Here is a 12,973-nt window from a genome sequence, read left to right as displayed (position 1 = left end):
GAGTTCATCATGAGACAGAGCTTGTCGTTCAAAGCCATCGTCCCCGTTGCTCTCACCGTCACCGGTTTCGTCGTCGTGTGCAGTATCCTGCTGTACAGTTACAACCGGCAGAACATGGTGGCGGATGAGATCAAACAGCAGAACAGTCTGGCGAACACGGTGGTCAAGGCCACGCGCTACAGCATGTTGAAATCAGACCGGGAATCTCTCGCCGCGACCATCCAGTATGTGGGGGAAAGCAAGGACCTGGTGCATCTGCGCATCTTCAACAAGAAGGGGATCATCACCTTCTCTTCCGACCAGTCCGAAATCAATCAGATGGTGAAAAAAGAGGCGGAAGGTTGCGTTCAGTGCCACAGTGATCCAGTCCCTCTGGCCACCCTGGGCATGAACGAACGGACCCGGCGCTATACTAACGAGGCTGGTCAGGACGTCATGGCCATCACCGTCCCTATCTACAATGAACCCAGCTGCTTCGCTGGTGAGTGCCACGTCCATTCGGAACAGGAGAGGGTGCTGGGCACCTTGGATATCGGTATCTCGGAGGAGCCGCTGAATGCCACCCTCGCCACGCTCGGCCAGGGACTGGTGGGTTTCTGCCTGATGATCCTGCTCCTGTCCGTTGGCGGTGTCGCCGCTCTCTTGCATCGGAATGTCCTGCAGCCGATCAAAAACCTGCTCGATTTCAGTGAAAAAACACTGAAAGGTGAACTGAACCATCCCCTGCCCGACGAGAATGCCGAAGTCGCGTTTTTGGGCCGCTCTATTCATGGACTGGCAGCTCGACTGCACGAAAATGAATCATTCGAAGCGGCGCAAAGCACTTCGCCGGAGAAACCCTCAGTAACTCCGGAGGCCTGATGTGAAGACCCCTTCGCCGGAAAATGGTTTCCTGACGCCGGAGCAGCGGCGCGCCCAGATCGAAAAGAGCATCGGTGTTCTTCAGCGCCGGGCCCGGACCGGGCTCTGGGCCATCCTCTCTTTTGTGCTGGTGAGCGTCCTTTTTGCCAGTGCGCAGTCCTTTGATCTGTACGACCTTTTCTCTCTGGAAACGAGAAAACTGCTGGGAGCGCCGCCACCGGCCAATCTGATCAGTCTTGCCCTGGCGGTGTACAGCTTTTCCGCCCTGACGATTCTGCTGGCGCGCATGGCCAAAGGGACGGGGGTCTACAAAGGGTGGCCGCATCTGGGCTATCTGGGAGCTTTTTATCTGTTCTACTGGGCCGGCAATGCACTGAAGGGCAATTTCTGGGCGGTTTTCATCGCCGGCCTCACTATCCTCGGACTTGAACACTATCGAACCTGGTCTGAAACCCAGCACGCTCTTGCCAAAGAGAAAGAGCTGCTTTATCAATTCGTGCGCTCGGCTTCGAATCCATCCTGATGTCCCCGCAGAACTCCTTTGTCCCTCCTTTTTTTATCACTCCGTCCATCTCTGCTGTCCCCTGCCGGTACTCTCTTTCGTTAACTGTATATCTGGCCTATGCGGTAGTCCTGGATAAAAACAGACACAATATCCGTGTGTTGGCTGAGTCTAGAGTGGGTTGGCCTTATTGGGGTGGCACAGTGAACAATTGGATCATGCACCTCTCCTTTTTTGGGGGGGCAGACGGGGCAGGCTGACACCACTCCTTTGAAAACCCTTTAAATCCAAGAGTCTTACCGATCCTACCCCCGTCTTCAAGGGACCTTCCTCCGCCGTTGTTCACTCTGGGGCTTGCAGCAGCTCGTCTTGGAAGCGGCCAACGTATAGTTTATTCATACGTCGCCGACCAATAATCAGGATAGTACCTTTGGCTTGTCAGTGTTTAAAGCGTTGTAATTTCAGTGATATAGGTATTTGTACGGTACGGTTTGTGGTTTTGGCACAAGCGGTGCAATTTCAGGAAGACAAGACAAGACGAAGCAAGCGATGAAGGTTGGCTGGACAGGGTTCAGGATAATGCGGCGGATAGTTTATGGCCGCAAACCCCAGATGAAATGAGGATGCCATGATGGAAAGAGCGATTCTCATAGCCGATAAAGATCCCGCCGTCAGAAAACAGATGGCCGCCCTTTGCATCGAGTCCGGCTATCAGGTGGTGGCGACCAACTCGGCGGCCCGTGTTTTGAGGGACATTCTGAAAAGAAACGTCCAGGTGGTGCTGCTGGGCAGTGAGTTTGACGAACTGGCCGCCGCCGATCTGATCCCGCTCTTTAAAATGCTCAACCGCGACCTTCCCATCATTCTCATGTCCAACGAGGTTTCCCTGGCCATGGAACGCCGGATCCGGCGGGATGGCATCTTTTATCACGCGCTTAAGCCCCTGGATTCCCGTGACCGCGAGGAAATCAGGCTGGCCTTGAAATGTGCTTTTGAGGAACTGGAAAACCGCCTCGCTGGCGGTCACGCCAGAAAGTTATCTGTCAACCCACAATAGAGGAGGATGTCATGAAAGCAACGCGTATTCTGTCGGCAGCCGCAAGTATGTGGATCGTTTCTGTCGTTCCGGCCCTGGCCGCCGCCGGTCGGGAAGATTCCAGTGGACTGGTCGTTTGGGTTTTTCTCGGCTTCTGCGCCCTGATCGTGGTCGCCCAGCTTCTCCCCGCTGCCATGATGCTGTTTGGCTTGGTCAAAGGGGCTTTCAGCCCTTCCCCCAAGGTCGCGAAATCTCAAATAAATGAATAAGCGCACGTCAGATCGCCAAAGGCAGTCCGCGGCGGCCGCAAGCAGATGAAAATCCCTGGCCGCCGCAGCTCCTGGGGCGCAAAAGGAGGCAAGAGTATGAAAGCAGCGGTTCTTAGTCTGTTGGCAATAGGGATGCTGGGGACAGCCACATCGGCTTGGGCTAATTCGTTTGTCCCCGATGGGGCCAGCGGTCTGGTCATCTGGGTTTTTCTCGCGTATTGCGCTCTGGTAGTGGTGGCTCAGCTCATGGCGGCCTTAAAAGGGCTCCGTTCCCTGCTGGACGAATGGAGCGAAAAGAAGAAAAAGGCCAGACGGGTCGCTTTACGTTAATTCGTCGCGTGGTCAACTAAAGGAGGGCCGTGTTGTGTTGAAATGGATAAGTAGAACAGGACTGATGAGCGTGATGGTTCTAAGTCTGATGGTGTCATCGGGCTGGGCCATGGAGAATGAGGATTGTCTCGGCTGCCATGCCGAGGCGGATATGGTCGGAGCCGACCTGGTCATCGAGGCCGAGCAGTTTGACCATACCGCCCATGCGGAGATCGGTTGCACCAGTTGTCATGCCAGTGTGGCAGAAGCGCACCCCGATGACGGTCTGGTACCCACAAAGGCCAGCTGCAATGACTGCCACGGCGAGGTTCATGAAGAGTATGCCGCCAGCATGCACGGCGACTACGCCGCCTGCACGGACTGCCACAATCCCCATAACGTCCATGATCCGACCGCCGTTTCAGGCCATGACATGAACCAGCAGTGCGATACCTGCCACCTGGAAGCCGATTCCATCCGTAGTCATGCGCAGTGGCTGCCCCAGGCTGAGCTGCATATCGGGGCGCTTGCCTGCGTGGCTTGTCACACCGGCTCGGAAGAGTATGTCATCACCTGGTATATCATCAAGCGGGAGAGTGACCCCCGTTATGGTGACTTTGAGCTGGCACCTTTCCGTGAGCTGCAGAAGCTGGCCGGCAGCGACAATATCGACCGTCTGTTGGACACCAATGAGGACGGCCATATCTCCCTGGCCGAACTGAAAGACTTCAATTCACGGATCGACCTGAAAAACGAGGGAATCCGTCTTAAAGGCATGATGATGCCGGAGCAGGTGACCCACAGTTTTCAGATTCTGGAGAATCGTTGGGACTGTTCCTACTGCCATGCCTCAGGACCTGAGGCGATGCAGAGCAGTTACGTCGCTTTTCCCCGGGCCGACAACTCCTACAGTCGGCTGCCTGTAGAGGAAGGGGCCGTTCTCGATGCCCTTAACGGAACTCCGGATTTCTATATGGTGGGGGCTACGCGCAACGCCTCGTTGAACCTCATCGGACTGGCCATCATCGCCGGTGGTCTGATCATGCCCATCGGCCACGGGACGCTGCGATTCCTGACCCGAAGCAAACGCCAAGGAAAGGGGCACTAGCCATGAAAGCAAAAATGATCTATCTGCAGCCGACACCTGTCCGCATCTGGCACTGGCTCAACGCCCTGGGTATTATCACCCTGATCGCGACAGGTATCCAGATCCGTTTTCCCGAGTACGTGAACCTTTTCGGCAGCTATCGGGCCGCCATCCGACTGCACAATACGGCCGGGGTTGTCGTGGCGATCTCTTTCGGCCTGTGGCTTTTCTATTACCTGGTGGTCGCCGGCACGCTGAAGAAATTGTATCTGCCGGGCAAGGACGATCTGCAGCGCGGTCTCGTGCGGCAAGGGGTGTTCTACTTCTTCAATTACTTCCGGGGAAAACCGAACCCACACCACACCACCCCGGACAACAAGTTCAATCCCATGCAGAAGTCGGCCTACCTGGTCATCATGATGATCCTGGTCCCCCTGGTCATCGTCTCCGGTCTGCTGCTGATGAATATCGCCCCTTTGCGCGAGCTGGTCCTTATCTTTGGCGGTTTGAAGTTTCTGGTAGGACTGCACTTTCTGCTGGCCTGCGCTCTATGCGCCTTTCTCTTCACCCATGTTTATCTGGCTACCCTGGGTCATACCGTGATGGCACATATTGTCCCTATGTGGACAGGATGGGAGAAAGTCGAGGAGCATGAGGAAAAAGTGGAGGAAGAAAACCATGAGGAGGCGCGGGAAACAACGCAGGTAAGAGCTGCCTGATAAAAACGCCGTTGTTGGTGCAAAGGCCGCTTCCCTTATGGAAGCGGCCTTTTGCGTTAATTGGGTTTTGAGGTCACCGGCTTAGTTTCAAGGTGATTTCCGCCACCCGGCGTCCCTGGGCGCGGGCCAGGCCCAACTCGTTTTCACTGGGCTGGCGCGAGCCATCCCCGGCAGCCAGGGTGCTGGCGCCGTAAGGGGTGCCGCCGGAGATCTCCGTCATGTTGAGCAGCCCTTGCTCCGAATAGGGTACCCCGACAATAATCATGCCGTGGTGCAGCAGGGTGGTGTGGAAACTGGTGATGGTCGTTTCCTGGCCGCCGTGCTGAGTCGCCGTCGACGTGAAGACGCTGCCCACCTTGCCGATGAGCTTTCCCTCCAGCCAGAGCTTGCCCGTTTGGTCGAGAAAATTGCGCATCTGACCGCACATGTTGCCAAAACGGGTGGGGGTACCGAAGATGATGGCGTCCGCGTCGGCCAGCTGCTCCGGGCGTGCCACGGGAATGTGGCCAAAGGCCTGGCGGGTCTTGGCCGCCCCGGCGGCTTTCAGGGCTTCTTCGTTCATGAGTTCTGGAACCTGCAGCAGCAGGGCTTCGGCCCCTTCGATTTCATTCACACCTGCCGCGATGGCTTCGGCCATCTGGTAGACATGACCGTACATGCTGTAAAAGACCACCTGAACCTGGATGTTTTTCATGGAACCCTCCTTTTTTCGGCATAGTGTACGATATCTTCTGATTCTAATCGAAGGTGGTCAAAGTGCAAGCTGTATCGGCTTGAATCTCTTCTTTGCGCGGAATGAGGCGGCATATGCCGCTTTTTCACGGTCTCGGTCAGGGGATTTCCACAGATCGCCATCGAGTCACCCAGCGCACTTAGGATTAAAATCATATTAGTCCTTTGAAATCAATGGATATGATGATGTGCTCCTCTATTGGCTGAGTTTTTGCTAATAGATGTCTGCATGATCGCACCTTTACCCGAGGAGGTCGCTTTTTTGACGTTTCATACCTTTCTGATTGTCGGCTCCTCTCTGCTGCTGGGTTTGGCTGCTGGTGTGGTGATGCATCGTGCCGACTTCTGTATCGCCGGCATGTTCCGCGACGTTTTTCTAGCGGGTGTGCACGGCATGCAGCGCAGTCTGCTGCTACTGATCGCGTCCAGCATGGTGCTCCTCGAAGCCGGCCGTCTGGCCGGGCTTTTTCCGACCATGGAGGTCCTCTATAAAACCCCGGCCCTGACCAATCTGTTGGGCGGTTTTTTCTTCGGCATCGGCATGGTGCTGGCCGGTGGATGCGTCGTCGGTACGCTCTACAAGATGGGCGCCGGACGATTTCCGAGTCTGCTGGCGTTTTTGGGACTGCTTGTCGGCAGTGTTCTCTATGCCGAAATTCACCCGGCCTGGATGGTGGTGACCGATCATCTCAAGCTGCCCTTGGCGGGGAAAACTCTGCCGGTGCATCTGGGGATGACGACAACACCGATGGTCCTTGGGCTTGCCGTCATCCTGGCCTTTCCCATAGGGCGCTGGTTCCGAACGAGAGCCATGGAGAGACCTACGGTGGTTTCCGGGTACCTTCAGCCCTGGAAAGCCGCTCTGCTGCTGGCCCTCATTGGCGTGTCCTCCTGCTGGCTACTGGGAGCCCCTTTGGGCGTGACCACCTCCTATGCCAAGATGGGGAGCTGGATGGAACAGCTTTTTTTCCCGGAGCACGTGGCCGGCCTCGCCTATTTCCAGGCCGAGACGCTGATGGCCGTGGATCGTTTCGGTGGCCGCCCGCTCTATGGTGGTGGCGGTCCTACTCTTGATGGCGTGGTACTGTTGCAGTTTCCTCTTATCGCTGGTATCGTCCTGGGCTCTGCCGCCTCGGCCATGACTCTCGGCGAATTTCATCTCTCTTTCAAGCTCCCCTGGCGGCAGGCTTTCTCCGCTGTTCTGGGCGGAGTTGTCATGGGGCTTGCGTCCCGTCTGGCACCGGGATGCAACATCTGGCATCTTATGGGTGGCGGTCCCCTGCTGGTTACCCAGAGCCTGCTCTTCATCCTGGGGCTGTTCCCCGGCGCCTGGCTGGGCTCTCGGCTTTTCGTCAAGGTTGTCCTGCGCTGATCCTGCGCGTCCATTCTGGTGGAGGGACCATATGGAAATCCTGAAGCTCGATATTCGCAACCAGATCTGCCCCTCCACTCTGCTGGTCGCGTTGAAAGAGATCAACATCCATCAGGCGGCGCTGCGACAGGGAACACTGGTACTGGAGGTGCTGTCCGATAATCGGGATTCAACAACGCGCATTGCCGAAGCGGCGGAGAATATGGGTTATGGCGTCACGGTGGACAAAGAAGGGGCCCATTATCGACTGAGCATCACCGAAAAAGAATAAGAGGCGGACACATTCATGGCAAAAAAATCCGCAGAAACCCGAGCCAACATCATCGACCTGACCGAAGGGCCGCTGAAGGGTACAGAACAGCTGATGGAAGACTTTTTCTCGCTGCGGGCGCGGGAAAAAGCCCTGAGCACCTATGTGCGCAGCAAGACCAATCAGTTGTTGGAAGTCATCGGCACTCTGCCGTTGCGGGCGGAGGAACTGGACGACGAAACTCTGGTGCAGGTCGACCCTATCGGCATCGTGGCCGAATCGTTCACGCAAGTTCTGGCACACCTGCAAGAAACCAACGAGACGCTGGCCCTGGCCCACGACGAGATCCAGGCCATTTTCGATTCCGCCGGCGCCGCTATCCTGGTGGTTGACAACGGGATGCGGTTGCAGGCCTACAATCGCAAGAGCCAGGAGCTCTTTTTTCCCGACAGCGGGGAGATGATCGGACGCAATCTGCGTGAGTTGATGTGCCCTGTCGAGACCCACCCGCAGAAATGCGTTTTCGACCGCGTGATGGCGGAAAAGCAGGTGATCGAGCAGGCCGATTTTGTCTCCCGCGGCAGAAATTACCATGTCATTGCCACCCCCCTTAAAGACCAGCAGGGCGAAATCGCCCAGGTCATACTCGTCTGTACGGATATCACCGAACGCCGACGCAATGAACAGGCGCTACGTGAAGCCGAAACCCGGCTGAAGACCATTCTCAACAGCGTCCAGGCGGGGATCATGGTTATCGACCCCCACACCAAGCAGATTGAACTGGTCAATGAGGCGGCGGCCAGCCTGGTGGGAGAGCGGGCCGAGAACATGATCGGCAAGGTCTGTCATGACTTCATCTGCCCGGCCCTGCGCGGGCGCTGTCCCGTGGATGGCGGCAGGACCATAGACAACTCGGAACAGGTTCTGGTGACTTCCTGCGGCAAGCACTCACCAGTGCTTAAAACCGTCACCCGGGTAGATATCGGCGGGCGCGAGATGTTCCTGGAGAGCTTTATCGATATCTCGGCTCGGAAAGAAGCCGAAGAACGCCTGCAGAAGAGCGAAGAACGCTATCGCTCCCTCTATGCCACCATGCATGAAGGCATGGCCTTGAAAGAGCTCGTTTATGATGAGGCCGGCAAGGCGATAGACTATCGTTTTCTGGACGTTAATCCGGCCTTTGAGCGCATTCTCGGTCTGCCTCGCGACCGGGTGCTGGGAAGACTGGGCTCCCAGATCTATCCTCCTGACGCCAAGAACGGACCGCTGCTGCTGGATGCCTTTGTCGAGGTGGTGGCAAGTGGCCGACCGGCACACCTCGAAACAATTTACGAGCCTTCCGACAAAATACTGGCTCTTTCCGCCATCTGTCCCTCGCCGGGTCAGGTTGCTATCATTTTCGACGACATTACCGAGCGCAAAAAGGCGCAGAACCAGATCGAGCGGTTGGCCTATTACGATATGCTCACGGGCCTGCCCAACCGTGTTCTGTTACGGGACCGCCTTGGCCAGATGATCGCCAAGGCGGGGCGAAACAGATTAAAACTGGGGTTAATCTTTCTCGACCTCGACCAGTTCAAAGCGGTCAATGACACCCTCGGCCATGATTCGGGCGATCACCTCTTGCGGGTGATTGCCGGCCGCTTGAACGATTGTATGCGCAAGAGCGACACCGTGGCACGCCTGGGTGGCGATGAGTTTATTCTGCTGCTGGATGAAATAAACAACGAAGCCGTCGTCGCCGATGTCGCGCACAAGGTCCTCGATATCCTTTCCCAGCCCATATCGCTGGGAGGGCGGGAGGTCTTCACCACGGGCAGCCTTGGCATTGCCCTCTATCCGGTCGATGGGCTGGATGCGGAAACCTTGCTGAAAAATGCCGATACGGCCATGTATCAGGCCAAGGAACGGGGTCGCAACAACTTTCAGTTTTACGCCTCGGAGATGCATGAACAGGCCCTGGAAAAAATGCTGCTGGCCAACGATCTGCGTCGGGCCCTGGAGCGCAATGAGTTTTTTCTCCTGTATCAGCCCCAGCTGTGCCTGAAAACCGGGAAAATGACGGGGATCGAAGCCCTCCTGCGCTGGCAGCACCCCGATCTGGGAGTGATCTCCCCGGGTCAGTTCATTCCCATGGCCGAAGAGACCGGTCTGATCCTTCCCATTGGACGCTGGGTCATTGAAACGGCCTGTCGGCAGAACAAGGCCTGGCAGGAGGCGGGTTTTTTCCCTCTACGCGTGGCGGTGAATCTTTCCGGCAAACAATTCAGGGAAGGCGGGCTGCTGGAAAGCATCAAGGATGTACTGCGAGAAACCGGTCTGCCTGCCTCTTGTCTCGAACTGGAGTTGACGGAAAGCATCCTCATGGAGAACGCCGGCGCCACCCGGCATACCCTGAAAACTCTCAAAGAGATGGGTGTGCAGCTGGCCATCGACGATTTTGGCACCGGTTACTCGTCCCTTAATTATCTCAAGCACTTTCCCATCGATCGTCTGAAAATCGACAAATCCTTTGTGCGGGAGATCGATGTTCATCCCGACGATGCCGCCATCGCCGAAGCGATCATCGCCCTCGCCCACAGCCTGCGTGTCAAAGTGGTGGCCGAAGGCGTGGAACAGCGATCCCAGCTCGACTTTCTCAGAGAACGTCAATGCGATGAAATTCAAGGGTTCTATTTCAGTCATCCTCTTGCGGCCGAAGAACTGGAATCGGTTCTTATGAGGGCCACCCATCCTGAAGCCTTCTGTTTTTATTCCGGCCAATAGCGTCACGTCTTCTACAGCCTTTCCGACTTTCCTGTCGGAAAGGACTTCCATTTTAATCCTGGGCAGGTTTTTTGCATTGTTCCCCCCACGCGGGAAAAGGTTCCGTTTGTGACGGGTTTTTGACAGGTATCCACCGGCGCCCATGGCTGCTTTCTGTTGTTTGTTGGATGAAAAGGTCTCGCGATCATGCGCCATCGAAGTCCCTTCAATCGTAAGACGTTGAAACCCGCCGCGGGCGGCCAACGCAGAATCGGTCTTAATGCGGCTCTCAGCCGTGAGATCGCCCGGCGTAAAAGGACCGAGGATGAGCTGCGGGCCTACGAAGAACTGTCCCGGCAGCGGGATCTCGAATTTCGGACCCTGATACATGCCATCCCTGACCGTATTACTCTGTTAACGGCTGATCTGCGCATTGGCTGGAGCAACAAGGATACAGACCTGGAATACAGTCGTCCCTGCGGCAACCCGTCGAGTCCGACCTGCTATGGAAGATGGCATGGGCGAGGGGAGCCCTGTGAGGAGTGCCCGGTTCTGCGCTGTCTTGTCTCCGGCCAGACCGAAGACCAGTTGATCAAGGTGCCTGATGGACGCTATTGGGGCGTCAAAGCTTTTCCCATGCGGGACGAAGCCGGCGAGATTGCCCATATCATTCATGTCACCAGCGACGTGACGGAAAAAGTCCGTATGCGCCAGGAAACCGAACGTTCGGGGCGGCTGGCCTCCCTCGGTCAGCTGGCCGCCGGGGTCGCCCATGAAGTCAACAACCCCAACGCCCTTACCCTGCACAATGTGCCCATACTGCAGGAGGCCTGGGATGATATGCAGCGTATCCTTGACGAAGTACAGACGGAAAAAGGAGATTTTACGCTGGGTCGGCTACCCTACTCTCGCCTGCGAAGTCAGATCCCCCGCATGTATGAGCAGATTCTGGAGGGCAGCCGCCGTATCCGCGGCATCGTCGAAGACCTTAAGGATTTTGTCCGCCAGGGCGATCTCAGCGTGCTTGAACCTGTCGATCTTAACGCGGTCGTACAGTTTGCCGTGCGCCTGGCAGACAATACCATCAAGGTGTCGACCGATCATTTCTCCATCAGCTACACGGAACCTCTCCCCACCTTCATGGGTGCTTCCCAGCGCATCGAACAGGTCGTGGTCAACCTCATCATGAATGCCTGCCAGGCGTTGCCCGATCGTGACCGGGCCGTACGGGTGGAAACCTGTTATGACCGCAGCCGGCACCGGATCATCCTGCGTGTCGCTGATGAGGGCAGCGGCATCGAAGAGAAGAATCTTGCTCACATTCTGGAACCTTTTTTCACCACCAAGCGCCAACAGGGGGGGACCGGCCTGGGGCTTTCCATCGTAGCCCGCATCCTCAGAGAACACGACGGGGAGCTGACCTTCGATTCGACGCCCGGGCAAGGTACAGTGGTCACCATCGCCTTCCCCGTCGCCAAGGAGTCGCCGCGATGACGGACCCTCTGTATCCGCAACATCCCATTCTTCTCGTGGATGACGAGAGATCCTGGCTGGAAAGCTTTGCCTTCACTCTGGAATATTCCGGCAAAATCAACAATGTCCTCCTCTGTCAGGACAGTCGTGAGGTGATGGATATTCTAGGCCGGCAGCAGATCAGTGCCGTGGTGCTCGATCTGACCATGCCCCACCGGGGCGGAGAAGAGCTGCTGGCCGAGATCACCGCCGATTTTCCGCAGCTGCCGGTGCTGATTCTCAGCGGACTCAACCAGCTTGAAACCGCGGTGCGCTGCATCAAGGCCGGGGCCTTTGACTATTTTGTCAAGACGACCGAGGCTGAACGTCTGGTCGCCGGTGTCAAGCGAGCTCTGGCCCAGCGGGAAATGCAGGATGAACTCGAACGCCTGCGGGAGAGGATGCTGCACGGTGGCGTCGACTCCCCCGAGGCCTTTGCTGAGATTCAGACCCGCAGCCCGAAAATGCGCACGCTCTTCTCCTATCTGGAGGCGGTGTCGGCCAGTCGCGAACCGATTCTTATTCGCGGAGAAAGCGGTGTTGGCAAAGAGCTCTTCGCCAGAGCCGCTCATCGTCTGGCCTGCCCTGACGGACCCTGGGTTGCCGTCAATGTCGCCGGGCTCGATGATCAGGTCTTTGCCGATACCCTCTTTGGCCATGTGCGGGGAGCTTTTACCGGGGCCGATCAGCCTCGCCGCGGCATGGTCGAGCAGGCGGCGGGAGGTATGCTTTTCCTCGACGAAATTGGTGATCTCAGTCTGTCCTCTCAGATCAAACTCCTGCGTTTTTTACAGGAAGGGGAGTATTATCCCCTGGGCTCGGACCGTCCCCGTCGCGTACAGACCCGACTCATCTGCGCCACCAACCAGGACCTGGCGCGGCGCCAGGCCGAAGGATCTTTTCGCAAGGATCTTTATTATCGCCTCTGCGCGCACCAATTGGAGATTCCTCCCCTGCGCCAGCGCCAGGAGGATATTCGCCTCCTGCTGGAACACTTTCTGGCCGAAGCCGCCGCCGCTCTCGGCAAGAGCCGTCCCACCCCGCCCGAGCAGCTCGCCCTGCTTCTCTCCACCTATGCTTTTCCCGGCAATGTGCGTGAACTGCGGGCCATGGTCTATGACGCCCTGAGCCTTCATGCAGGCGGGGTCCTTTCCATGGCAGCCTTCAAAAGGGCCATGTCCCCTCGGGACGAGGCTGCGCAGACGGCCATGGCTCCGGCAGAAAAGACAGCTCCGGATGGGGTCAGGGTGCAGTTTTTTGACCCCCTCCCCACTCTCGAGCAGGTTGGCGACATCCTGGTAGACGAAGCCCTGACCAGGGCCGGGGGCAACCAGACCATCGCGGCGCGTCTGCTCGGCATCTCCCAGCCGGCACTGAGTAAACGACTCAAGAAGAGAACTGGTTTTCAGAATACCCCCTCTAAAGCCCTATAACCTGGGTTATCGACCCACTTGTGGTTATAGGAGCAAAAATTCTATTAAATCAACCTGTTGCCTATCCGATTCGCCCTGTCTCCATAGCCCTGGTTATGAGTGTCGGTACTTCGCCTTATTGCCCCTTCAGGTAAAAACACATGTGA

13 protein-coding genes are annotated in these 12,973 nt (G+C 56.9%); 12 read left to right on the top strand and 1 reads right to left on the bottom strand.

The annotated features are described in order from the left end of the window. Positions 1-9 precede the first annotated feature (9 nt). The 7 genes from AOP6_RS13015 to AOP6_RS12985 all read left to right on the top strand — a co-directional run bounded on the left by AOP6_RS13015 (position 10) and on the right by AOP6_RS12985 (position 4,783). A complete protein-coding gene (locus AOP6_RS13015) occupies positions 10-861 on the top strand; it encodes a HAMP domain-containing protein (protein WP_155877177.1) in 852 nt (283 codons plus the stop codon). 1 nt (position 862) lies between these two features. After that, on the top strand, positions 863-1,384 hold the full coding sequence (locus AOP6_RS13010) for a menaquinol oxidoreductase (RefSeq protein WP_155877176.1): 522 nt from the start codon (positions 863-865) through the stop codon (positions 1,382-1,384). Between the two features lie 607 nt (positions 1,385-1,991). Then, positions 1,992-2,420 (top strand): response regulator, encoded by a 429-nt coding sequence (locus AOP6_RS13005; protein WP_275950978.1) that lies wholly within the window; start codon positions 1,992-1,994, stop codon positions 2,418-2,420. An 11-nt stretch (positions 2,421-2,431) separates the two neighbouring features. After that, positions 2,432-2,668, top strand: a complete 237-nt coding sequence (locus AOP6_RS13000) for a hypothetical protein (protein ID WP_155877175.1) — start codon at positions 2,432-2,434, stop codon at positions 2,666-2,668. A 96-nt stretch (positions 2,669-2,764) separates the two neighbouring features. Further along, positions 2,765-2,998 (top strand): hypothetical protein, encoded by a 234-nt coding sequence (locus AOP6_RS12995; protein WP_155877174.1) that lies wholly within the window; start codon positions 2,765-2,767, stop codon positions 2,996-2,998. A gap of 34 nt (positions 2,999-3,032) precedes the next feature. Continuing rightward, positions 3,033-4,085, top strand: coding sequence for a multiheme c-type cytochrome (locus tag AOP6_RS12990; protein ID WP_225897297.1), 1,053 nt, complete (start codon positions 3,033-3,035; stop codon positions 4,083-4,085). A 2-nt stretch (positions 4,086-4,087) separates the two neighbouring features. Beyond that, positions 4,088-4,783, top strand: coding sequence for a cytochrome b/b6 domain-containing protein (locus AOP6_RS12985; RefSeq protein WP_155877173.1), 696 nt, complete (start codon positions 4,088-4,090; stop codon positions 4,781-4,783). Between the two features lie 73 nt (positions 4,784-4,856). Here AOP6_RS12985 and wrbA read toward each other — a convergent pair whose 3' ends face one another. Continuing rightward, entirely contained in the window at positions 4,857-5,477 is a 621-nt protein-coding gene (gene wrbA, locus AOP6_RS12980) for an NAD(P)H:quinone oxidoreductase (protein ID WP_155877172.1), read from the bottom strand. A gap of 300 nt (positions 5,478-5,777) precedes the next feature. On the opposite strand from wrbA, the gene AOP6_RS12975 reads away from it, so the two are divergent. The 5 genes from AOP6_RS12975 to AOP6_RS12955 all read left to right on the top strand — a co-directional run bounded on the left by AOP6_RS12975 (position 5,778) and on the right by AOP6_RS12955 (position 12,827). Next, complete coding sequence (locus AOP6_RS12975; protein ID WP_225897296.1) at positions 5,778-6,887, top strand: YeeE/YedE family protein; 1,110 nt, start codon at positions 5,778-5,780, stop codon at positions 6,885-6,887. Between the two features lie 31 nt (positions 6,888-6,918). Continuing rightward, positions 6,919-7,158, top strand: a complete 240-nt coding sequence (locus AOP6_RS12970) for a sulfurtransferase TusA family protein (RefSeq protein WP_155877170.1) — start codon at positions 6,919-6,921, stop codon at positions 7,156-7,158. A gap of 15 nt (positions 7,159-7,173) precedes the next feature. Then, positions 7,174-9,903: an EAL domain-containing protein gene (locus AOP6_RS12965; protein WP_155877169.1), complete on the top strand. Its 2,730-nt coding sequence runs from the start codon at positions 7,174-7,176 to the stop codon at positions 9,901-9,903. A 186-nt stretch (positions 9,904-10,089) separates the two neighbouring features. Then, positions 10,090-11,376 carry an ATP-binding protein gene (locus AOP6_RS12960; RefSeq protein WP_155877168.1) on the top strand — a complete coding sequence of 429 codons (1,287 nt, stop codon included), beginning with the start codon at positions 10,090-10,092 and terminating at the stop codon, positions 11,374-11,376. After that, positions 11,373-12,827, top strand: a complete 1,455-nt coding sequence (locus tag AOP6_RS12955) for a sigma-54 dependent transcriptional regulator (protein ID WP_155877167.1) — start codon at positions 11,373-11,375, stop codon at positions 12,825-12,827. The genes AOP6_RS12960 and AOP6_RS12955 overlap by 4 nt, the downstream gene beginning before the upstream one ends. Positions 12,828-12,973: the final 146 nt, after the last annotated feature.

Origin of the sequence: Desulfuromonas sp. AOP6 (assembly GCF_009731355.2) — a bacterium.
In the GTDB taxonomy this organism is placed as follows: domain Bacteria; phylum Desulfobacterota; class Desulfuromonadia; order Desulfuromonadales; family SZUA-540; genus SZUA-540.
This window is presented reverse-complemented; position numbering and strand designations above follow the sequence as displayed.